The 22,997-nt window shown below is 68.8% G+C and carries 15 protein-coding genes and 2 tRNA genes; 8 read left to right on the top strand and 9 right to left on the bottom strand.

Going from position 1 to position 22,997, the window contains the following annotated elements; genetic code table 11:
- The first annotated feature begins 315 nt into the window (after positions 1 to 315).
- A complete protein-coding gene (gene drmD, locus E1289_RS10305; protein ID WP_243712733.1) occupies positions 316 to 3,537 on the top strand; it encodes a DISARM system SNF2-like helicase DrmD in 3,222 nt (1,073 codons plus the stop codon).
- Entirely contained in the window at positions 3,537 to 7,682 is a 4,146-nt protein-coding gene (locus E1289_RS10300; protein WP_131978062.1) for a type IIL restriction-modification enzyme MmeI, read from the top strand. The genes drmD and E1289_RS10300 overlap by 1 nt, the downstream gene beginning before the upstream one ends.
- A 65-nt stretch (positions 7,683 to 7,747) precedes the next feature.
- On the opposite strand, the gene E1289_RS10295 is transcribed toward E1289_RS10300, so the two are convergent.
- Entirely contained in the window at positions 7,748 to 7,936 is a 189-nt protein-coding gene (locus E1289_RS10295; RefSeq protein WP_131978059.1) for a DUF397 domain-containing protein, read from the bottom strand.
- Positions 7,933 to 8,814: a helix-turn-helix transcriptional regulator gene (locus E1289_RS10290; protein ID WP_131978056.1), complete on the bottom strand. Its 882-nt coding sequence runs from the start codon at positions 8,812 to 8,814 to the stop codon at positions 7,933 to 7,935. The genes E1289_RS10295 and E1289_RS10290 overlap by 4 nt, the downstream gene beginning before the upstream one ends.
- Positions 8,815 to 9,132: 318 nt before the next feature.
- On the opposite strand from E1289_RS10290, the gene E1289_RS10285 reads away from it, so the two are divergent.
- Both E1289_RS10285 and E1289_RS10280 read left to right on the top strand, forming a co-directional pair.
- Entirely contained in the window at positions 9,133 to 9,558 is a 426-nt protein-coding gene (locus E1289_RS10285) for an ATP-binding protein (RefSeq protein WP_131978053.1), read from the top strand.
- Complete coding sequence (locus E1289_RS10280; RefSeq protein WP_131978050.1) at positions 9,555 to 10,166, top strand: hypothetical protein; 612 nt, start codon at positions 9,555 to 9,557, stop codon at positions 10,164 to 10,166. The genes E1289_RS10285 and E1289_RS10280 overlap by 4 nt, the downstream gene beginning before the upstream one ends.
- Here the strand turns inward: E1289_RS10280 and E1289_RS10275 are convergent.
- Genes E1289_RS10275 through E1289_RS10265 form a run of 4 tightly spaced genes read right to left on the bottom strand, consistent with a single transcriptional unit; the run spans position 10,140 to position 14,284 of the window.
- Positions 10,140 to 10,463 carry a hypothetical protein gene (locus tag E1289_RS10275; protein WP_131978047.1) on the bottom strand — a complete coding sequence of 108 codons (324 nt, stop codon included), beginning with the start codon at positions 10,461 to 10,463 and terminating at the stop codon, positions 10,140 to 10,142. The two genes, E1289_RS10280 and E1289_RS10275, sit on opposite strands and share 27 nt — an antisense overlap.
- Positions 10,464 to 10,493: 30 nt before the next feature.
- Positions 10,494 to 12,146, bottom strand: a complete 1,653-nt coding sequence (locus tag E1289_RS10270) for a DUF262 domain-containing protein (protein ID WP_165970413.1) — start codon at positions 12,144 to 12,146, stop codon at positions 10,494 to 10,496.
- Positions 12,147 to 12,156: 10 nt separating this feature from the next.
- Entirely contained in the window at positions 12,157 to 13,107 is a 951-nt protein-coding gene (locus tag E1289_RS38115) for a hypothetical protein (protein ID WP_165970412.1), read from the bottom strand.
- A complete protein-coding gene (locus E1289_RS10265) occupies positions 13,097 to 14,284 on the bottom strand; it encodes a DUF3696 domain-containing protein (RefSeq protein WP_165970411.1) in 1,188 nt (395 codons plus the stop codon). Before E1289_RS10265 ends, E1289_RS38115 begins: the two co-directional genes overlap by 11 nt.
- A gap of 162 nt (positions 14,285 to 14,446) precedes the next feature.
- Here E1289_RS10265 and drmA point away from each other — a divergent pair, with 162 nt between their 5' ends.
- The 4 genes from drmA to E1289_RS10245 all read left to right on the top strand — a co-directional run bounded on the left by drmA (position 14,447) and on the right by E1289_RS10245 (position 21,618).
- Positions 14,447 to 17,947, top strand: coding sequence for a DISARM system helicase DrmA (drmA, locus tag E1289_RS10260; RefSeq protein ID WP_131978037.1), 3,501 nt, complete (start codon positions 14,447 to 14,449; stop codon positions 17,945 to 17,947).
- A gap of 2 nt (positions 17,948 to 17,949) precedes the next feature.
- The gene (locus E1289_RS10255) at positions 17,950 to 19,770 is read left to right on the top strand and encodes a DUF1998 domain-containing protein (RefSeq protein WP_131978163.1); all 1,821 of its coding nucleotides are present in this window, start codon (positions 17,950 to 17,952) and stop codon (positions 19,768 to 19,770) included.
- Positions 19,767 to 20,561, top strand: a complete 795-nt coding sequence (gene drmC / locus E1289_RS10250) for a DISARM system phospholipase D-like protein DrmC (protein WP_165970410.1) — start codon at positions 19,767 to 19,769, stop codon at positions 20,559 to 20,561. The genes E1289_RS10255 and drmC overlap by 4 nt, the downstream gene beginning before the upstream one ends.
- Before the next feature lie 826 nt (positions 20,562 to 21,387).
- Positions 21,388 to 21,618, top strand: a complete 231-nt coding sequence (locus tag E1289_RS10245) for a hypothetical protein (RefSeq protein ID WP_131978031.1) — start codon at positions 21,388 to 21,390, stop codon at positions 21,616 to 21,618.
- Between the two features lie 51 nt (positions 21,619 to 21,669).
- Here the strand turns inward: E1289_RS10245 and E1289_RS10240 are convergent, their stop codons facing one another.
- The 3 genes from E1289_RS10240 to E1289_RS10230 form a co-directional block, all read right to left on the bottom strand.
- Complete coding sequence (locus E1289_RS10240; protein WP_131978028.1) at positions 21,670 to 22,614, bottom strand: tyrosine-type recombinase/integrase; 945 nt, start codon at positions 22,612 to 22,614, stop codon at positions 21,670 to 21,672.
- An 85-nt stretch (positions 22,615 to 22,699) separates the two neighbouring features.
- A tRNA-Phe gene (locus E1289_RS10235) sits at positions 22,700 to 22,773 on the bottom strand.
- Between the two features lie 19 nt (positions 22,774 to 22,792).
- A tRNA-Asp gene (locus tag E1289_RS10230) sits at positions 22,793 to 22,870 on the bottom strand.
- Between the last annotated feature and the right edge of the window lie 127 nt (positions 22,871 to 22,997).

Below are 22,997 nucleotides of genomic sequence, written 5' to 3'. Positions count from 1 at the left end.
GAACGGTTTGCAGTGTGCCAGAAGTGGGGCTGCATGCCGACGCCCCTTGACCGCGCGTTGACCCTGAGTCGAATAGCCGGTACCGACTCGCCGGTGAGAGCGCTCGATGATCACGCGCCGCACAAGCGCGCCCGCCCCTTGGCCGCGCTCGAAGGGCGGGTGCCGCGAGGGGTGAGGTCGGTCAGCGACAAGTCATGCAAAGGGGGGAATTTCAGCGATTCGTACTGACCGGGCGTTCCTCCGGTGCTAACACTGTGGTCATCGTCGGGATGTTGCAGGGACGACGGGGTCCGGTGCCCGGCGATACTTGCGGGCATGGGGAGCGAGACGATGGTGGCGACGGAGAGCGGGGCGCCGGCACAGGGGCAGCTGGTGACCGTCCGCAACCGTCAGTGGGTGGTGGCCGACGTCGGCCGCGGGACGGTGACCAGCAGCGACCCCTACGAGCTGACGGGCGAACCGCAGAACCTGGTGACGTTGGTCAGCATCGAGGACGATGCACGCGACGAGGAGCTCCGCGTCGTCTGGGAGCTGGAGTACGGCGCCGTCGTGCACGATCAGGCGCTGCTGCCGGATCCCGCCGGCGGCTTCGACGACCCGGCGGAGCTCGACGCGTTCCTCGACGCCGTCCGCTGGGGTGCGATCGCGTCGGCCGACAAGACGGCCCTGCAGGCGCCGTTCCGGTCCGGCATCCAGATCGAGGACTACCAGCTCGACCCGGTGGTCCGCGCCCTGTCGATGCCGCGCACCAACCTGCTGATCGCCGACGACGTCGGTCTCGGCAAGACGGTCGAGGCCGGGCTGGTGATGCAGGAGCTGATGCTCCGCCACCGCGCCCGCACGATGATCATCGTGTGCCCGGCGGGCCTCACCGTGCAGTGGCACGACGAGATGCGCGACAAGTTCGGCCTGGACTTCCACATAGTCGACACCGCTCTGCTGCGTCGGCTGCGCCGGGAGCGCGGCCTGTACGCCAACCCGTGGACGCACTACCCGCGGCTCATCGTGAGCGTCGACTGGCTCAAGCGGGAGCGGCCGCTGCGGCTGCTCCGGGACGTGCTGCCCGCCGTCCCCCGCCATCCCCGCACGTTCGACATGCTGGTGGTCGACGAGGTGCACACCTGCGCGCCGTCGGGACGCGGCAAGTACGCGGTGGACTCGCTGCGCACAGAGGCGATCAGGCAGCTCGCCCCGCACTGCGAGCACCGGCTGTTCCTGTCGGCGACCCCGCACAACGGCTACCTGGAGTCGTTCACGGCCCTGCTGGAACTGCTGGACGACCAGCGGTTCGCCCGCGGCGTCAAACCGTCCGAAGAGCAGCTCAAACGCATCATGGTGCGCCGCCTCAAGCGCGACCTGCCGCCGAGCTGGGACGGCACCCCGGCGTTCCCCGCCCGCCGGCTCGGCTATCTGGAGGTCGACTACTCCGATGCCGAACGGCATGCCCACGCTCTGCTCAGCCGCTACGCCCACAGCCGCCGCGCCCGCGGCGGGTCGCGCGGCAAGGGCGGCGCCCACGCGGCCGACTTCGTGACCATGCTGCTGAAGAAGCGGCTGTTCTCCTCCCCGAAGGCGTTCGCGGAGACCGTCGAAACGCATCTGGCCACGATGAACGCCAAGGACGCCGGAGATGACGGCTTCGGGCAGGTCGCCGCACAGGCCGGGCCGAGGGCGCTGCGCCCGCTGGCCGAACGCCTGGAGGAGACCGCCGAGGACGACACCGCATACGGCACCGTCGAGGCCGACGCGCTCACCGCGGTACGGCGGATGTCCCCACCGCTCACTGAGGAGGAGCGCGGCCTCCTGCGGGAACTGCACACGTGGGCGCGCGAGGCACAGGACCGTCCCGACGCCAAGCTCGCCGCGCTGCGCGCCTGGCTGGAGCCGGTCGTCTGCCCGGACGGCCCGCGCGGCGAATGGACGTCCGAGCGGGTCATCGTCTTTACCGAGTACCGCGACACCCAGCGCTGGCTTCACGAGCGGCTGGTCGCCGCCGGCTATCCCGCCGACCGGATCGCCCTGCTGTACGGGGGACAGGACCCCGAGCAGCGCGAGCACATCAAGAACGTCTTCCAGGAGTCTCCGGACCTGCCCGGCGGGGACGTCCGGATCCTGCTCGCCACGGACGCCGCCAGCGAGGGCATCAACCTGCAGAACCACTGCCATCGGCTGCTGCACTGGGAGATCCCCTGGAACCCCAACCGCCTGGAGCAGCGCAATGGCCGCGTCGACCGGCACGGCCAGCGCGCTGCCGAGGTGCGGGTGCTGCATTTCGTCCCGCGCGGCTGGGACGGCGCCGACTTCGACGCCGGGACGCTGGAGGACGAGATGCTGTTCCTGCAGACCGCGGTGCGCAAGGTCGAGCAGATCCGCGAGGACCTCGGCAGCGCCGGCGAGGTCATCGCGGCCCGGGTGGAGCAGAAGATGCTGGGCCGGCAGGCGGACTGGCACAGCGCGGACGTCGAGATCGCCCGCAGGTCCACCAGCGCCCGGCTGAAGGTCGAGCGCGACCTGGCCCGCGACCTGGAACGGCTCACCGGCGCACTCGCGAGTAGCCGCACCGAGCTGAACCTCTTCCCGGAGATGGTCGAGCGGGTGGTGCGCACGGGCCTGCGGCTCGCCCACCGCAAGGACCTCATCGACGCCCCCGCCCCGGAGGACTTCCCGGCGCGCTGCTTCCGGCTGCCGGAGCTGCCGGGCGCGTGGGCGAAGGCCCGCAACGCGGGGCTGCACCACCCGGTCACGGGCGCGGAGCGTCCTGTCACCTTCGACCAGGACGCCGTGGCGGGACGCACCGACGTGGTGCTCCTCCACCTGGGGCACCGCCTCGTCCAGATGTGCCTGAGGCTGCTGCGTGCGGAGCTGTGGGCGGGCGCCACCGGCCAGAGCGCCAGGCTGGCCCGGGTCACGGCCCGGACCGTCCCCGGCGACGTGCTGCGGACGCCCGCCGTCGTCGCCCACGGCCGTGTCGTCGTCACCGGCGCCGAGGGCACCCGGCTGCACGAGGAGATCATCGTGGCGGGCGGGCTCATCGAGGGCGGACAGCTCGTCCGCGCGCGCGAGGACGAGGTGGAACACTGGCTCTCGGCCGCGAGCGAGGAGCCCGTCCCCGGAGACGTCCGAGCCCGGCTCGCCGGGCTGTGGGGGAACCTGTCGGACCCGCTGGGCCGGGCCCTGCGGACCCGGGCCGGGCAGCGGACGCGCAGCCTCGACAAGCTCCTCGCCCGGCGCGGCGAGGAGGAGGTGGAGGCGATCAAAACGGTGCTCTCCGAGCTCGAACGGTCCATCGCCGCCGCGCTCGACGACGTGGGCAGATGGGAGCAGGGCAGCCTCTTCGACACCGACGAGCAGCGCACCCAGCTGCGCCGCGACCGGGAGGCCCTGGCGGAACGGCTGCGCACCATCCCCGAGCAGCGGGAGCGGGAGGCGGCGGCGCTGCGCCGCCGCTACGCTGACCCCCGGGGCCGCTGGTTCCCCGCTGCCGTGACGTTCCTGGTGCCCGCCGCCGTCGCGCACCGGCCGGGGGGTGCGCACTGATGCCGCCCCGCACCCGCCGCCCCGCGCAGACGGTCCCCGAGCAGCACGCTGAATGGCTCGGCCTGCTGCGTCCCGATGGTCCCTTCCTTGCACTCCCGGTGCTCGTCGAGGTGCTCCCGCAGGGGCTGGAGACCGTCCCGGCCGAGACCCGCGATGAGATCCGGCAGGCGTGGGGCCAGGTGCAGGACGACCCCGACCTGCTGCTGCCGGGCTGGTACGACCGGGTCTTGCGAACCCTCCTCGGCATCAAGTTCAACGCCCTCGTGCAGGGCTCGACGATCGCGGAGTTGTACGGCCGCGCCCGCCCCGACCTGGTGGCGTACGGGCCGAGCCCGGCCGGCCGGGCCATGAGGCTGTTCATCTACAAGCATCCGTGGGACGAGCACCTCACGCGGGGGCGCGGAGACCGTCCGTCCCCCGTCGAGCGGGCCGCCGCGCTGTGCCGCGACACCGGCGTGCCGCTGGCCCTGGTCACCAACGGCCGGTTCTGGATATTGGTGCACGCCCGGCCCGGCGAGGCGACGTCCACCGCCGTGTTCGACGCCGACCTGTGGCTGGAGGAGCCGGTCCTGCTGCGGGCGTTCGCGACGCTGCTGGGCGCACGCCGCTCGCTCGCCCCCGCCGAGCGCCCCGACGGGACCCCGTCCGACGGGCTGGCGTCCCTGTTCGCCCGCAGCGCGCAGGCGCAGGCGCAGGTCACCGACACTCTCGGCCGCCAGGTCCGGCAGGCCGTCGAGCTGCTGGTCGGGGAGCTCGCCCGGCTGGACCGCGAGTCCGGCGGCACGCTGCTCGCGGACGTCGCCGAACGCGACATCTACCGCGCCGCGCTCATTGTGCTGATGCGCCTGGTGTTCCTGCTGTACGCCGAGGAGCAGGAACTGCTGCCCACCGACGAGCTGTACCGGCTCTCCTACGGGGTGGCGGCGCTGTACGACAGGCTCTCGACGGAACGCGACCAGCACGGCGAGGAGGTCGGGGACCGGCGTTCGGCGGCCTGGTACCGGCTGCTCGCCCTGTTCCGCGCCGTCCACGGCGGCAGCGAGCACCCGGACCTGCGCATCCCCGCCTACGGCGGATCGCTGTTCGACCCGTCGGAGTTCGAATGGCTGGCGTCCGCGCCCGTCACCGACCGCGTCGTCCACGAGGTCCTGGACGCCCTGCTCATCCTGCGCCACAAGCGCGGCAAGGCCGCCGCCGAACGCCTCTCCTACAAGGGCTTGGACGTCGAGCAGATCGGCCACGTCTACGAGGGCCTGCTGGAGTTCTCGTGCCTGAAGGTCGATGAACCGTACGTCGGGCTGCTGGGCCGCAACGAGCCCGAGCTGCCGCTCCGCCGCCTGGAAGCCGCGCACGCCAAGGGCGCCGCATCGTTCCTCGTCTGGCTCAAGGACGAGTGCGGCGCCACCCCGAAGCAACTGGAGAAGGCGCTCGCCAAGGCCCCGGACACCGTCCAGGCCGCCGCGCTGCACGCCGCCTGCGACAACGACGAGGAACTCGCCGGACGCATCAGGCCCTTCTTCGGGCTGCTGCGCCCGGACCTGCGCGGCGACCCGACCGTATACCCGGCCAAGTCGGTCCTGTTCACCCAGGTCGGCGACCGCCGCGCCACCGGAACCCACTACACGCCGAAGTCCCTCGCACAGGAGATCGTCCAGCACACCCTCGCGCCGCTGTGCCACCGGCCCGGCCCCGCCGAGGGCGCACCCGAGGACGAATGGCAGCCCAAGCCCGCAGCCGAACTCCTCGCACTCAAGATCTGCGACCCGGCGATGGGCTCGGGCGCGTTCCTGGTCTCGGCCTGCCGGTACATCGCCGAACGGGTCGTGGACGCCTGGGAACGCGACGGCGTGCCCGGCGACGTCCTCGACCTGCTCGGCCCCGACCACGACCGCGAAGACCTCCTGGTCTTCGCCAAACGCCGCACCGCCGCGAGCTGCATGTACGGCGTCGACCGCGACGACATGGCGGTCGAGCTGGCCAAGCTGTCCATGTGGATCGAGACCCTCGCCAAGGACAAGCCGTTCAGCTTCCTCGACCACGCCCTCCGGCACGGGGACTCCCTCGTCGGACTGATCGACGAGGCGCAGGTGCTGGCCTTCCACCTCGATCCGCAGCGTGGCGGGATGGTCAACGCGCGCATCGGGAACATCATGGAGGACCTGGCCCCGATGCTCACCCGGGCCCAGGAACTCCGCGAGGAGATCGAGGCGTTCTCCGCCGACGACATCGAGCGCGTGGCGGAGAAGGGACGCAAGCTCGCCGAGGCGGAGCGGCTCACCGAATCGCTCCGGCTGGCCGCCGACTCCGTCACCGCCGCCGCTCTGTCCACCGCCGGATGCCCGGAGGACGTGCTGGACAAGCGGTTGGGCGACCTCGCCGACGAGTTGCAGCCCGTCCTCCAGGTGGAACGCGCGGAGCAGACCAAGGACCTCGCCCGCGAGGCCGTGTCGTCACCGCTTGAGGAGCAACTGCGCGGCAAACTGGAAAGCTGGCTCAAGGGGACGAGGAAGGAGCCGGTCAGGCCGTTCCACTGGTCCCTGGAGTTCCCCGAGGTTATGCGCCGAGGCGGTTTTTCCGCCGTTGTCGGAAATCCGCCCTTCATCGGCGGCCAGCGCCTGACTGGCGCGATGGGTACCGACATGCGGGAGTACCTCGTCCACCACATCGGCGGCGGCCGGCGCGGCAGCGCCGACCTGTGCGCGTACTTCTATCTCCGCGACCTCGCCATCACGAACAACGGCCGGGTCGGCATCATCGCCACCAACACCCTCGCCCAGGGGGACACCCGCGAGGTCGGCCTCGCCCAGGCCCGCGACAAGGGCTGGGACATCTACCGCGCCGAGAAGTCCCAGCCCTGGCCGGGGACGGCGTCCCTTGAGGTCTCTCTGGTCTGGACGGGACATCCGAAGGCCGACGAGAAGCCGATCCTGGACGGCCGCGAGGTCATCGGGATCACGTCCAGCCTGGACCCCCAGTCCCGGGTCGTCGGTGACCCGTTTCGCCTCGCCGCCAACGCTGACCAGTCGTTCCAGGGGTCGAACATCCTTGGGAAGGGGTTCCTCCTGGATCCGGAAGTGGCCCAGGAACTCATCGACAAGGATCCACGCAATAAAGATGTTCTCTTTCCCTGCCTGGGGGGAGAGGACTTGAATTCCCGGTGGGATCTATCGGCGCCGCGCTGGGTCATCAACTTCCACGATTGGGATGAGGATAGGGCTCGAACCTACCCGGATTGCTTCGAGATCGTCGAGCGTGAAGTCAAGCCTTTCCGGTCGACGAATAATGACAAGCGTCGACGGGAGATTTGGTGGCGATTCACAAGACCTACAGTTGAGCTGTATGACAAGATTTCTGATCTTGAGCGCGTTATCGTTATTGCCCTGGTGAGTCGCTTGGTCATGCCTTCGTTTGTTGCGACCGGGCATGTATTGTCGCATAAGCTCTGCGTGTTTGCCATGGACGATCCAGCGTCCTTGGCCCTGTTGTCGAGTGCTTGGCATTACCACTGGGCTTGGGCGAGTTCTTCAACCATGAAGGCCGATCTCAATTACTCGCCATCTGATGTATATGAGACCTTTGTTAAGCCTTCAAGTACTGCGCGCATGCGCGAAGCGGGTAGTGAGTTGGAGGCGGCTCGCCGGGAGGTGATGGAAAAAGACAAGGTTGGCCTGACTGACCTTTATCGAAAGCTCCACGATGTAAGTGCACATAGCTTGGGAATAGCTCGTCTGCGGCGGTCTCACATCGAGGTTGATGAAGCGGTCCGGGAGGCTTATGCGCTGGAGGAGGAGCGGGAGCCCGCGATTCGGGAATTTGAAAGCCGAGTGGCCTCGGAGTCGTTGCCGTTGTGGCGGGATCTTGAGCTGGAACACGGGTTCCATGTGATGCGGCAGGGAACTTTGTTCACGATCTCGCCTCTAGCGCGCGATGTTGTGCTCGACAAGCTGCTTGCGTTGAACCATTACCGGTATCAGCAGGAAGTCAAGCAGGGCCTTCGCCGAAAGAACGGTGGCGGAAAGCGGACCAGTGCAACTGGGGGGCAGCGACGGGGCGCAGCTGGCGACGCATCGGTGGAGGGCGAGGAGGCAGACGCTGTGGAGCCTTCCCTTGATGGTCTGTTTCCGCCGCCAGGCGCCATGTTCTGATCTAGCGATGAAGATCTTGGACTGAGTCCGACACGACATCGCACGACTCAGCCCAAGATCAAATTTTAGGTGTTGCGTAGACGGATGAGGAGCCCAGCCCACTCGGTACGGCTGAGTTCAAGGATCTCGATCGATGGCTGAGCCTTGGAGTCACGAATGCCGATGCTGCCGTCCGTGGCCTTGGCCACCTCCAGGCACTCGCCGTTCGGCTCGCTGTACCGTGACTTGCGCCAGCCTGCGTAGTTCTTGGTCATGTGTCCGATTCTGTCTCGTTGGTCAGCCGGTTGGCCACCCCGCCAAGGAAGGCGAGAGTCTCGGCGGGGCACAGGGCCACCTTCCGAAGGCGGTCGTACATCTCGGTATACCGTGCCACTTCGCGGCGCTGAGTGAGAACGAGATCGGTGGTGACGGTATCGACCACTGCGGTCGTCGGGTCGGCCGACCCGGGAAAGCCGTAGAGGAAGAACGATGCCTTCGGGAGGAAGCCGCCGGTGATGAGGACGTCCGATGGCAGCACGCGCATGACGATGCGTGGCTCGGCTGAGACGACCTTGATCAGGTGACGGAGCTGCGCCGCCTTCACGGTGGCCGGTATGGCGAGTCGGCGGATCATGGTCTCGTCGAGCACGGCCTCATAGGTGGGGCCGTCCGGGCTGAGGAGGTGCTGCTGTCGGCGGGTTCGGGCTTCGATCATGCGAGTCGGTGAGTAGTCGAGCGATCCCTGGTGCTCGTCCAGTTCGACCATCGCGTCGATGAACTCCGGGATCTGCAGGACGGCGGGGAAAGCCGTCTGGTTGTAGCTGCGAATGGACTCGGCCCCGGATTCCAGGTCGGCATAGAGGCGTTGGCGGGGACCCATGGCGTTGCCGTATCTGTCCCACCAGCCTTTGGCAGAGGCGTCTCGAGCGAGCCGGAGAGTCCTGTCGTACTGCTTACCGGTGATCTCCAACGCTTCGAGTATCGTCATGATCTCGCCGACGTCCGGGCGGATCTGGGCGTTCTCCAGCTTGGAGATCTTGGTTCGGGACTGGTAGACGAGCCGGGCCAGCTCGTCGGTGGTGAGGCCGCAGGCCTCGCGGAGCTTGCGAAGCTCGGCGGCGAGGCGGCGGCGTCGAATATAGGGGCTGGTCATCGGTGACCTCCCGGGACCTTCGCGACGCGTCGGTGTGGCGACCGCGAGGAATTACCTTCCGTTGACTTTGGTAACGCTATGCGTTCGCCGCTCGGGGTGTGTGGCTGATGGCCTGATCCGGACGGGCGCCGTCGAAAACGAACTTGGCGGACCCGAACGTCCGGCTCGCGAACGTTCGGTGGCCGGGAAGCACTAATCGCGCTCTGAAGCCCGCTGACCAGCGCACTTCGCTCCTCCGCGGCGTCACCGCGTGTGAGCATGTGGCCACCGTGCAGGTGTCCCGGTTCCTTCCCGACGATTTCAGCTCATGGAGTGCGCATGCTCTCGACGCTTCCCGCTCACACCGCCCCCGCAGCGCTGTGCTGGCGCCGGTCGTTCGTCGGCGACGCCACGCAGGCCCGTACCGCCCGCCGGTTCGTTTCCAGCCTGCTGGCCGACCGCCCATGCCTCGACGACGCCGTCCTCACCGTGGACGAGCTGGTGGCGAACGCGCTCAGGCACACCAAGTCCGGGCAGGACGACGGGTCGTTCACCGTGGAGGTCCGGTTCGTGGGCGAGCTCGTGGCGGTCTCGGTCGCCGACCAGGGCGGCCCCGGCGAGCCCGTGGCCCGCGACGCCGCCGTGACCGACGAGTCGGGCAGGGGCCTGCGGACCATCTCCCTCACCGCCGAGTCGTGGGGCTGGCACGGCAACGACCGGGGCCGCACGGTCACCGCGGTGTTCGCGGCCGGAGACATGACGTGAACCAGGGGCATGCCGCCCTCCACGAATGGGTCCGCCGGCGGATCCACTCGGCCGTCATCGCCGCCATACGCGCCGATCCGCAGGCCGTCGCGGTGTTCGTCCAGGACCCGCCGCCGGGGCTCGACCCGCACACCCGCGACTTCCTCCGCGACGCGCGGCCGCTGGTGCTGGCCTGCGCCGTCGCCCTCACCGCCGTCCTGGAGGGCCACCGTCCGGACGGACCGCACTGCCTGGCGTGCGGTGCCCCGGTGTGCAGCACGTTGCGGCGGGTCGCCGGGGTCTTAGCCGCGTACCCGCTCCATCCCGTCCCGATCGACCGGGCCGAGGCGTGGCGGCGCGCGGACGCCTGCCTGCCGCGCGGCCACGGCCCCGCAGTCCCCATCGGAATCCAGCCGTTCGAGTACGGCTTCGTGGCGTGGCCCGCCTCCGCCGCCGGTGAGGGTGCCTTCGTCCTGGTCGTCGACCACATCACCGGCGCCGTGACGCGCTGGCCCCGGCTGCCTCTGGACGTTCTCACCCGCGAATACGGCAACCATCTGACGCCCTGCCCCGGGACGGTCTCGTCTTCGGGGCGGGGCTCGTCATCCGCACATGGGGCAGACACCTGACAGCGGCATCTCGACAAAGTGGTTCGGGCAGATCTCACCGGTCCTGTTGACGCGGCCGACCTGGGGGTCGCCGCTCACCCAGTCGCGGCCGGGAGGGTGGTCGGGACAGTGCGTGGTGAGCTGCCCCAGCGGCTGGCCTCCGTGGCGGTGTTTGACGATGAGCACCGTGTCCGCCGGGTAGCGGGTCTCGATGCCGGAGCGGCTGCATTCGGTGCACCGTCTCGGTTCGGCCTGCGGGTTTATCGCTGTGAGCCGGGTCGGGGCCTCCCAGGCCAGATACGGGCGCTCGTCCTCCACGCGGTGTTCTCCTTGCCTGCGGCGTGCTTCTCACTCGGTGTCGATGTCGGTCTCACCGTCGCCGGGCGTGGCGGCGAGACCGAACCGGGCCATGAACGCTCGCTCACGCTCGGCGAGGAAAGCCCGACGAATTATAAGAAACCCCTCATCGTCCCCGGCCACGAGGCGATACATCGCCTTCTTCGGAATGCCGTGGCTGGTGAGCACGTCATCACGGAGATCGTTGGGGAGATTGAGCAGGACGTCCTTGACCGACTCCCCAGGTTCTGCCGTCATCATGATCCGGTTCGCAGGGCTCGCCGTGATGAACCGATCACCTATCCTGACAATGCTCCGATAGGCCGTGGAGAGTCCACGGGCGAGCACATCCACGCCGTTGAGTTCGGTTCCGTCCCTTGCCAGGCGATTGGGGAACTGCCGCAAGTCCCAGATGACGAACGCGCGAACCCTCGCGCTACGCAGATCGAAGCGGTCCGGGAAGGGGCGGGCTCGGACTCCCCTCGGAGTGATCCCGCCTCCGCCCTTTGCGAGCGATCTCATGTTCGAGATCGCCTTATTCATCTGCGTGGTGCCGGCGCCTGCAAAATAACCCGACCAGGATGTCACCCAGAACCAGCGTGTCAGCTCCTCGAGTTGTCGCCGGTCCGGGTCCGGACGGTGATGGAAGAACGTGATGAGCAACATCAACTGGTCGTCGTACGGGATCAGCCCCGCCAACGGCACCCTGACCACGTCCCGCAGAAAAATCACGGCACGGATCAACGCTTCCTCGGTGGCTTCAACGAAACCGCGGAGTTCCCCTTGTACATGCCTTGCCAGCTTGTCCCATCGAGTCCCATGGGACTGGTCCTCGCCGGCAATCGCGAGCAATGCGCGGAAGACCACATTAGAGGAGAGCTCTCCAAATCCTGTAGCCGCGACCTGCTCTGTCACAGTGTCGAGGTGCTCCGCGAGAGAGGGCTGGCCGGCGCGGTAGGTCAGCGCCGACACCATGTCACTAGGACGCATCGCCTGGCCTGCGGTGTTGATCCGGGTGAATACCTCCACGGCATTGGAGAGGTCACCGCCGACCAACCGGACGACCGACACCCGGTAGGACCTGATCCGCTGGGCCACCACCTCCGCCTCTCTGATCAGCTGATCGGCGTCCATCCCTTCGGGGGGATCACCGAAGAGCTTTCGTGAAAAAGCCAGGAAATCGCGGGTGCGCAGTGTGGCGCGGAGAGGCAGGTAGTTACTGGGTGGGTTGGCGTTCTTCCAAAGCTGGTACCTCAGCGCGCCCTTCGCCTCGCCCAAGACCCGGTAAGCCGACCACATGAAGTCATCCTGCTCAGGCGAGCGCAGGTCGGGGGGCGGGCGTCGCAGGGTCCCGTACAGGGCTGCCAATCGCTGGTGGCCGTCAAGGACGTAGGAGACCGGAGCCCCTGGGGGCGGCGTCGGCAACGGGAGATCGCCGATGATGTCGAAGGTGTCGAACTGCTCATCGGTCTCCCAGAAAAGCAGGCTGCCGATCGGATAGCCGCGTTCGATGCTGTCGAACAGCTCAAGGATCTGCTGGGAGCGCCAGACGAAGGGCCGGGGGAACCGGGGAACCCGAAGCCTGCCCTCGTCGAGGAGCACCATCAGCTCCTCTATCAGGAGGGCCTCCGGTCTGACGGAGATCTCGGGGTCGTCCGCTGCCATGGACCTACCCTTACAGGATGTCCCGCAGCATCGCGAGAAGCACGCGCAGCTCATCGGGCACGGCCTCGCCGACGTCACGGCTGAGGTCGGTGTCGGTGAGGCGGTCTGCCATGGACTCGAAGGTGGGCAGCAGGTTCTGGCCGAAGCCGCCGTCCGAGAGTCTGGCGATCGTCCCGGGGTCCACATCGGCGAACAGGTCACGCTGCTGCTCCGGCACTCCATTCGTCTTCATGAAGCCGTACTTCATGTCGAAGTGCCCGCGCTGGGCGTGGTCGAGCTTCTTGAGATGGCCGAGCCGCGCCATCGACTTCCGGATCGGTTTCACCGCGTGCAGCACCTTGTTGGGCACGTAGTTCTCGGCCTCGCGAAGCGTCAGCACATGGACCCGCAGACCGAGCGCGCGGAGCTCCGCGATGCGGTGTGCGTTCTTCTCCGGGGTGCCCGGCGCCAACCGGTCGCTGTCGAGCAACGCCGCCGCGCGCCTGACCCGGCGGAAGGAGCCGTGTTCCTCTCGCGCGCGCCGGTAGATGTCTCCGCCGCCGCCGTGCCCGAGCTCCAGCCAGCGCTTGTCGAGGGCCTCCAGGATGTCCGAGCCCCCGAAAATCTTGGCGACGGCCTTGACGAAGCACTTATCGGACCCGTTGTTCTCCACCACGAGGACGGCCGGGCGGTCGAGGTCCTCGACATGCTCCTTGAGATCCTCCGGGGTGATCCGCACCGGTTGCGGGGCCGTCGCCGTCCTGTAGGCGTGCTGCTGCTTGGCCGCCATGCTGGCGAGCTTCTTGTACGCCGGTACGCGGCGCGGAGCCATGTTCCGTTCGATGAACGATTCGGCGGCCTTGACGTGCTGCGGGACGATCACCCACGAATGCCGGCCTCTGTTGAAGTGGCCGAGGAGAGTCGAGATCTCGTCCGCGGGCTCGTCCATCTCCAGAACCGCCGCCGTCAGCTCAACCCGCATCGCTCTCCAACTGCGTCTCCTGGGCCTCGGCCAGGGCACGCACCTCTTCGAAGCCCTCTTCGAAGATGCCTTCCGGCCAGTAGTCGACGTTGCCGAGGCCGTCGACGTTGATCCGACGGACGATCGACGACTCCCCGTCATCGTCGATGAAGTAGAGCGCGAGCTGATCCGCGTCGAGCTTGCCCTCCGCGACGCGCCGACGCAGCCGCAGCAGGAAGGTTTCGCTGTGCGTCTCCACAAGGAACCGGACACGCTGGTTGTCGACGGCCCTGATGTAGAGATCGGCCAGCATGGCCTGGGCGGACGGATGCAGGTGGAGTTCGGGCTCCTCGATGATCTCCAGGATGTCCCGCTCGGGCGGGCTCAGCTCGTCCTGCGCGCGGCGGACCAGGAACGGCAGGATCTGGGCGATCCCGGTCCCCGATTCGGTGGCCGGAACCCACAGTTCGGACTTCTTGCGCGACTGCAGGCCGATCATGTAGCCGTCGAGGTGGGGGCGGACCTCCAGTTTCCAGGCTGGGAGGGGAGCACGAAGATACTCGTTGACCCGCTCGATGAGACGGCCCTTCCGGCGAACATGATGGAAGGCGAGGATCTCCGCCGCGCGACTGCCGAACTCGTCCTGGACGGGCTCTCGTGTCGGCAGCCGGACCAGGCGTTTGGGCTTCTGACGGAACGGTCCCAGGTGACGGACGAGGCCGAAGGACGAACGGATGCGCTCGGCGTCGAACCATGGGGCGTCACCGTTCGGTAGTTCGGTCGGCAGCAGGCCCCTGAAGTCCAGCCACGTCAGGCCGGCCCCGTCGCCGAGCCTCTGGTAGGGCTGAGGCCCGGATTCCTCCGGCTCCTCCGAATCGGCTGCGAGGGACCACTCGTAGGCCACGGTGTCGTCGCCGGACCGCAGCGACCAATTCACCACGCGCTGGATGTACTCATCAGGGAAGTCCTGGATCACCGCGTTGAGCGCATACTCCTCGTCCTCGGGGCCGGTCATCCCGAGGCCCACGGAGATGTTGCGCACCTTCAGCCGCTCGTGGACCAGATCGATGAAATCAGGGGCGTCGTCGCCGAACTGTTCGAGGTCGAGAGGGATCGCGTGGTCGTTGCGAATTCCGGTCTGCAGGATGATCGGCGCCCGGACCAGTGCGCTTTTGCCGGAATTGTTCTTCCCCAGCACTACGGTGATCGGGCGCAGCTCAACGTCCTGCCGCTCCGCGAAGCACCTGTAGTCGCGGAGCGAGAGTTTCACCAGGGCCATGTCCGAAGACCCTAACCGGCTGTGCCTCTGTGAGCACCGGGAACAGCGCGTTTCCGTCCGCCGAGACCCTAAAGTGCTGCCATGACCGACCTCCCCGTGCTCAAGGTCCCCGACGCCGCCGCGATCCGCGACGAGCTGACCGAGCTCGTCTGCGCCGACCTGCACGGTCCGGCCGCGGGGGAGGAAGAGGAGTTCACCGAGCGGCCGACCGACCGCTACCTGCTGGGCAGGCTTGCGCCCAACGGGGCGATGGTCGACCCCGGCGAGCACGATTCGCTGGCCGACGTCGAGATCGACGCCGAGCCCGGCCCAGAGCAGAACGCCCCCAACATCCCCAGCATGTTCCCCTCCTCATACGGCTTCACGGCGCACGTGGCGGGCGACGTCGACCGGCTGGCCGTGACAGCCGAATGGGCCCGGTACGTCCGCGTCCGCTCGTCCGACGAGGAACGCGCCGGAGAGCTGGTCTGGCGGCGGGAACACATGGCGGGTGCCGTCACCGTCCCGCTCCGCTCGGGGAAGGTGAAGGCGGCGTCGCTCACCGGCGACCAGCCGGAGATCGTCGTGCGCGGACGGGTTCGCAAGCACGACGGCAACTGGCTCGTCACCCTGTTCCTCGTGAACGCCCAGCGGGGGGATGTGGGCCGCAGCGAGGCGTGGGTGTTCCAGGCCCGGATGTCGGCGAGCGCGCCCGGCGAGGAGCCGGCGTTCCTGCGGCGCCCCGCCGGGGCGGCGGGCGGCGACCAGGCCGACCAGGCCGAACGGCGGCGGCTCGCGATGGCCTACCGCTTCTGCCCCGAGTTCGCGACCGGCCACGGCGTCGCCGTCCACGCCGAGCCGTCAACCGGCGACCCGATGCGCGCCGTCCGGATCTCCACCGCCGCCGTGCCCGTCCACGAGGTCCCCGCCACCGACGTGCCACGCGCGGACACCGACCCCGACCTCCCGGAACTCGCCGACCTGAAGGTCGACATGAAGCAGCTCGCCGGGATGGACGCCGACGAACTTCGGGCCGCCCTGTCGCCCCTGGTGGAGGGGTACCGGGCATGGCTCGACCGGATGGCGGCCTCCATCGCCGACCCGGCCGCCCGGCTGGACGGCCACGAGGACGACGCGCGGCGCAACCTCGCCGATGCGCGGCGGGCCGCCGAGCGGATCAAGGCCGGCATCACGCTGCTCGCCGAGAACGATGACGCCAGGCGCGCGTTCGCGTTCGCCAACGCGGCCATGTACCTGCAGCGCGTCCACACCATCGCCGCGGGGGAGCGCCGCCGCAGGCCCCGGCTGCCCCTGTCCGAAGCGGTGCGGGAGGCCGACCTCGTCCGCAACCGCAGCTGGCGCCCGTTCCAGCTCGCCTTCATCCTGCTGAACCTGCCCGCGCTCGCCGACCCCGTCCACCCGGAGCGCAGCGGCCGGGACGAATCCGTGGTGGACCTGCTGTGGTTCCCCACCGGCGGCGGCAAGACCGAGGCGTACCTCGGCCTGACCGCGTTCACCCTCGCCATCAGGCGGCTGCGTCCCGACTTCGGCGGCTACGACGCGCAGAGCGGCGTCGCGGTGCTGATGCGCTACACGCTGCGGCTGCTCACCATCCAGCAGTTCCAGCGGGCCGCGGCGCTGATCTGCGCGTGCGAGAAGCTGCGCCGCGACGACGAGGACGGATGGGGGCGCACGCCGTTCCGGCTCGGCCTGTGGGTGGGCGGCCGGGTCACCCCCAACCGCACCGACCAGGCGACCGACTGGGCCAAGGAGCAGCGCCGCACCACCGGACGTCCCCGGCACGTCATCGGGTCCCCGCACCAGCTCACGTCCTGCCCGTGGTGCGGGACGGCCATCGAGGCGGGCCGCGACATCGAGGTCGACGGACTCCGCCGCCGCACCCTGATCCGCTGCTCCGACTTCGACTGCGACTTCCACGCCTACACCGGGGACGGCGACGGCCTGCCGGTCGTCGTCGTGGACGAGGAGATCTACCGGCTCGGCCCGGCGTTCGTCATCGCCACCGTCGACAAGTTCGCCCAACTCCCGTGGGTCGGCGACACCCAGACGCTGTTCGGGCGCGCCGAGCGCCGCTGCGAGCGGCACGGTTTCGTCACACCCGACCTCGCGGAGATCTGCTGCGACGGCCGCACCAGCCATCAGGCAAGCGGGCCGCTACCCGCCGCACGGCACGTGCCGGTGACGCCCGTCCGGCCCCCCGACCTGATCATCCAGGACGAGCTGCACCTGATCTCCGGGCCGCTCGGCTCGCTCGTCGGCCTCTATGAGACCGCCGTAGACCGGCTGTGCACCTGGGAAGGGCCCGGAGGGCGCACCGTCCGGCCCAAGGTGATCGCCTCCACCGCGACGGTGCGGCGGGCCGCCCGGCAGCTCCACGCCGTGTTCGACCGGGGCCGCACCGAGATCTTCCCTCCGCCGGGGCTCAGCGCCGACGACAACTTCTTCGCCCGCCAGCGGCCGAGCGAACCCCGTCCCGGCTACGAAGGCGTCGTCAAACCCGGCCGCCGCTACGTCGGCGTCTGCGCGCACGGCGTCCGCATCAAGTCGACGCTCATCCGGGTCTACGTGGCGGTGCTCGCGGCCGCGCAGAAACTCCATGACAAGTACGGGAAGAACCCCGTCACCGACCCGTACATGACACTGGTCGGCTACTTCAACAGCCTCCGCGACCTCGGCGGGATGCGCCGCCTGGTGGAGGACGACGTCTCCACCCGCCTGTCCCGCGCCGACCAGCGCGGCCTTGCCCGCCGGTACGACCCGAAGCTGCGCGAGCTCACGTCCCGGTTGTCGTCCGGCGACATTCCCGAGGTGCTCGCCGAGCTGGAACTGCGCTTCGGGCCCCGCGCCAAGGGCGAGCGGCGGCCGATCGACGTGCTGCTGGCCACCAGCATGATCGCGGTCGGGGTCGACGTGTCCCGGCTCGGTGTCATGGTGGTGGCCAACCAGCCCAAGTCCACCGCCGAGTACATCCAGGCCACCAGCCGTGTCGGCCGGCAGGACCCTGGGCTCGTGTTCACCGTCTACAACTGGGCGCGCCCGCGCGACCTGTCGCACTACGAGAAGTTCGAGCACTTCCACGCCACCGTCTACCAGCACGTGGAGGCCCTGTCGGTCACCCCGTTCGCCTACCGGGCGGTCGACCGGGGATTGACCGGCGTCCTCGTGGCGCTCGTCCGCGGACTGGAGCCGAAGTACAACGCCAACGACGCCGCCCGGCTGTTCGGCCGGGAGAGCCGGCTCGCCGACCATGTCGTCAACGTGATCCGACGGCGGGCCCGCGACGTCCTCGGCAACGCGCGGGACGCCGTCGACGTCGAACGCGAACTCGACGCCCGGCTGGACTTCTGGGCCCGCGAGCGCGCCGTGCCCGAACGCGTCCTCGGGTACCGGACGCCCCGCCGCTCTGACGCGGTCGCGGGGCTGCTGCGGCGGCCTGACGGCGGGCCATGGACCAAGACCATGTGCCCGACCTCCCTGCGCGACGTCGAACCGGGCGTCCGGCTCCTGCTCCTCGACCGGTACGACCTGGGCGGTGCCGACGCTCCGCCCTTCCAGCCCGTCCCCCGAGAGGAGCAGGAGTGACCATGCGCGTCGGCGAGCTGCGCCCCAACCAGCTGCTGCACACCTACGGCGTCGGCGCCGTGGCCGACCTGCCCAACCTCTCGGTCGTCCTGATGGGGCTGGAATTCTGGGACCAGGCGTCGGCGCGCGTCCTCACCGAGGACCGGCTGCTGGCCGCCGTCCGCCGCAAGCTCGGTCCGCAGGTCGAGACGCTGCGCACGCCGCCGTACACACCGGAGGACGCGGCCGACCCGTTCGGCGAGTGGACCGGGGTCGGGGTGCCGGTCGCCGCCTTCCCCCGCTACCTGCGCTGCACCGACCTGCGCTGCAACCGCCTCGCCTCGATCGACTCCCGGCTCTTCGAGCTCGTGCCGAGCGCCTTCTCTCCCGACAGAGTCCGCTACGTGCACAACTGCCGCGGCACCGGCGGGCGCCGTCCCACCGCCGTACCCGCCCGGTTCGTCCTCGCCTGTACTCAGGGCGGCCACCTGGACGACTTCCCCTGGTCGTACTTCGCGCACCGCGGCGCATCCCCGGAGGCAGGCGACCACACGCTCCAGCTCGTCGAGCGCGGCACCGGCGGCGAGGCCGCCAACGTCTTCGTCGTGTGCTCGTGCGGCGCCCGCCGCACCATGGCGGAGGCGATCGGCCTGGCGGGAGAGCGGAACCTGCCCGCCTGCCGGGGCCGCCACCCCCACCTCGGCACCTTCGAACCGTGCGGGCTGCCGACCCGGACGCTCGCCCTGGGAGCGACCAACGGCTGGTTCGCCATGCAGATGCGCGTGTTCAGCCTCCCCAAGGGAGACGACGACCTCGCTCAACTCGTCGCCGACCACTGGGACGTCCTCGACCTGGTGGCGAACCTCGACCAGGCCGCCGCCAAGAAGCTCCTTCCGAAGCTGGGCGTGTGGCCCGAACTGCACGTGCACGGGGTCGACGCGGTCTGGCGAGCCGTCCGGCGCCACGCCGACCAGGGCGGGGACCGGCCCGCCGACGAGGACGAACTCGACCTCGCGGGCCCGGAATGGTCGGCGTTCACCCACGACGACGACGTCGAGCTGCCCGACTTCACCACCCGGCGCGTCGGCGTCCCGCCTAGCAAAAGGTCCTGGCTGGAACGGGTCACGCTCGTACCGCGGCTCCGCGAGGTCGGGGCCCTGTACGGCTTCACCAGGATCGACGCCCCCGAATGGGACGTCCTCTCCACCGACGACAGCCGCCGCGCACGGCTTTCCCGGGACGCCCCGACCTGGGTGCCCTGCGCGGAGATGCGCGGCGAAGGCATCTTCCTGAAGTTCAAGGAGGATCGCCTCACCGAATGGGAGCAACGTGCCGAGGTCAGGGAACGCGAAAAGATCTTGCGTGAGGCGCATGACGAATGGCGGTCCGCCCGGGGTCTTGAAGCCGGTCACTGGCCCGGAATCCGCTACCTCATGCTGCACACGTTCGCTCACACGCTGATCCGGGAGTTCTCCCTGGAGAGCGGCTACAGCGCGACGGGCATCGCGGAACGCGTCTACGCCCGCGCCGCCGAGCCGATGGCCGGGGTACTGCTCTACACCGCCGCCCCCGACAGCGAGGGCACGCTCGGCGGTCTGGTCTCCCTCGGTCACCCCGACCGTCTCGGCCCGCTGATCCGGCAGGCGCTCGACGCGGCGCGGCTGTGCAGTTCCGACCCCCTGTGCTCCGAGCACGATCCCCGACACCACGGAAGCCTCTACGGGGCCGCGTGCCATGCGTGCCTGTTCGCGGCCGAGACCTCGTGCGAACGAGGCAATCACTACCTCGACCGGGCCCTTGTCACCGACACGGTGACCGGAGGCCAGTACGGCTTCTTCCGGTGAGCGACGACCTGCCGTCGGTCATCGCCGCCACCGCCGGTGAGCTCGCCCCGGGCCACCTGAGAACGTGGTGCCGTGTCCTGCGCGCTGCTGACCGCCCGTCCCGGTCGGTGGAGGCGGCCTTGCTGGAAGCACGTCCGGGCTATGCGCTGGGTGGAGTTGCTCGGAGGCTGGTCACCGCGTGGCGGCGCTCTGGGGCGACGGGTGAGGCCATCGCGCTGGCGCTCGAAGCCGCCGGTGCGGTCAGCTGTGAGCACGCGGCGCACAGGAGCACGGTCGTGGCCAGTGGCCCGCTGAGCGACGCCGTCCCGGTGCGGCTCACCAGCCAGGTCGCCCTTGAGGTCATCCGTGAGGCCACGACCTCGTTGCTGATCGTCAGCTTCGCCGCCCACGGTGTGACCGAGATCGTCACCGAGCTCACCGCCACCGCCGACCGAGGCGTGCACGTCGACCTGGTATTCGAGACGTCGGTGACCGCAGGCGGCACGTTGGACGGTCCCGGGGCGGCGGCCGCCTTCCAGTCGCTGCATGGCAGGGAGAGCGTGCGTTTCTGGCACTGGCCACAGGCGCGTCGTCCGGCCCTGGGGCGGTCCCGCGCCGCCCTGCACGCCAAGCTGATCGCCGCAGACGAGCGAACCGCCCTGCTGGGCAGCGCCAACCTCACCGACCGAGCCTTGAAGGAGAATCTGGAGATCGGGGTGGTCCTGCGTGAGCCGGCCGCCGTACGCAGCCTTGTTCGCCACTTCCGGTCGCTCATGCGCCCGGGGCCGGGTCCGCTTGAACCGCTCGGGTAGTCCACAGCGCAAGGCCCTCGAAAGCGATCGGCGGGTTCGCTGGGTGCCCGGCAGAGCATCAACTACGGAACCGCGCTCGGTTCCGTTGCCTATCCTTAGGATTTCCATATCTTGCTCCGCCCGGGTGCGGCGGTGATGCTTGCACGCCTGCAGGGGATGGCTGATGTCCGCCCGCCGCCGGCTCCGCGGGGCAAGATATGGATATCGTGCCCTTTTCGTGGATGGACCGAGCGCGGTCCATTGCTGGGAGGCGCGGGATCGGGCGCGATCCCGGAGGCGATGGCGTCCGCAGGTGGGCAAGCCAGCCTCGATACTGGCGGCATGACGGGGCGCTGAAACTGCCGTTCTTCCAGAGCAAGCGTGATCGCAGCCGAGACGCGGAACAGGAACGTGGCGGCGTCACTCTGCGAAATCTCGCAGACCAAGCTCCGCCGCAGTGCGGACGGGAGGCCGAGCCCTCCGCCGTCGCTTCGTCCGGCGTCCGGACTTACGTTCGCTCTCGCGGACGGCCGTCCGCCGTGCGGCGGACGAGCGGACGGAGCCCGGCCCGCTCGCGGACGGCTCGGCCGCCGCCCGGCAGGCCAGGCAGACGACGCCATAAAGGGCATGTCGGATAGGTATCCATCGGTGATGACTGCAACACGCCTTGACGATGAGGCAATTGACTATCACTATTGTGCAATGCATCGTCGAGAGAATAGCCTGAAAGCGATGACATTCCCGTCAAAGTGCTCGAAGTGATGCAAATACATTACTCGGCTATGAAAAGATTGTATCGGCAGGAAGGGCAACGATCCGGACATCACCGACGTTAAGTAGGGGGACCGTGGCGGAGATCGACAAGCGGATCGCTGTGCTTGTGTCATGGAGCAAGACCCGGGATCGGAAGCGGCGCACGAAGCCGGGGAGGGACGCCTTCCTGGCTCGGTTCGAGCGAGAGGTCGACCCGGAGGGCGTGCTTCCGCTGGAGGAGCGACGGCGGCGGGCCGAGTTGGCCAAGCGGGCTTACATGCTGCGGCTGGCCAAGCGGTCGGCGCAGGTGAGGAAGAAGGGCTGACCTACAGCGAAGCCCCGGCGCATCGTGCGCCGGGGCTTCGTCGTGAAGTTGTCAGTCCTCCATGATGCGGTCGTAGGTGCGGCGGGCGCGGGTGCTGGCGGCGCTGCGGCCGTAGCGGCGGAGCATCTGAGGCGATGACCAGCCGTTGAGTTCCATAAGGTCGCCTTCGGCTCCGCCCTTGTCGAGCCAGGTGTGGGAGAAGTGGTGGCGGAACTTGTGCGGGTGGACGGTCACGCCGCATTCCTCGCCGCGGCGGACGACCATCTGGTAGATGCCGTTGGCGGTCATGGGCGGGCGGTTGTTGGTGCCCAGCCATAGGTGGCGGCTGGACGCGTAGGTGTGCTTGTTGCGGACGCGGATATAGCGGTCGATGGCGCGGGCCGACGGGTGCCCGAACCGGACGATGCGCTGCTTGTTGCCTTTGCCGGTGACGAGGAGTTCGCGGCGCATCAGGGCCAGGTCGCTGCGGTCGGGGTCGTCGGCGTCGTAAATGATGCCGGCGAGTTCGGACAGCCGCAGGCCGGTCGCCTTGAACAACGCCAGGATGGCGAAGTCGCGGCGCTGGGTGAAGGTCTTGCCCTCGCAGTGCTTGAGGAGCTTGGTGAGCTCCTCGTCGGTGAATACGGGGACGACCTTCTCGCCGACGGCGGGTGGGCGGATCTTGGCCATGGGGTTGGGCAGCTCTTCGTCGGTGGACCACCACTTGAAGAACTGCTGCAGTGCCCGGTACTGGTTGTTGGCGTAGCTGTCGGAGTAGGTGTTGAGGAGCCAGACCGTCCAGGCGCGGACGTCGTCAGGGGTGACGTCGTCCCAGTCGGTGTGGTCGGTGTTGCGTCGAAGATGCTCGGCCGCGAACCACTGCGCCGCTTCGGCGTAGGTGCGGACGGTCTTCGGGGACTTCCCCTCGGCGTTGAGGTGGAGGGTGAACGAGTTGATCGCGGGCTGGAAGGTACCTGCTCGGAGGTCCTTCGGGCGCCGCGTACGGGCGGTACCCATCGGGAGATAGTTTTCCTCTGTTCAAGCGGTGTACACCGACGGTGATCAACCCGTTATCGACGTTTCCGCTGGTCAGAGGACCAGGTGGGCAGGGGCGGGGTCGAACCGCCGACCTTCCGCTTTTCAGGCGGACGCTCGTACCGACTGAGCTACCTGCCCAGGGCGCGTGGTTGGCGCCTGGCGGTCCTGACGGGATTTGAACCCGCGGCCTCCACCTTGACAGGGTGGCGAGCACTCCTAACTGCTCCACAGGACCTTGCTTCTCCGAGCCTAGCGGCTCCGGAGGGGTGTCTTCGCCGGGTTACCGGCGCTTGGCGACGTCCGAGAGCATACGCGATGGCCTAGGTGGGCGCCAACTCGATATCGGGGTGGGAGGGTGTCGG

Origin of the sequence: Actinomadura sp. 6K520 (assembly GCF_004349245.1) — a bacterium.
In the GTDB taxonomy this organism is placed as follows: domain Bacteria; phylum Actinomycetota; class Actinomycetes; order Streptosporangiales; family Streptosporangiaceae; genus Spirillospora.
This window is presented reverse-complemented; position numbering and strand designations above follow the sequence as displayed.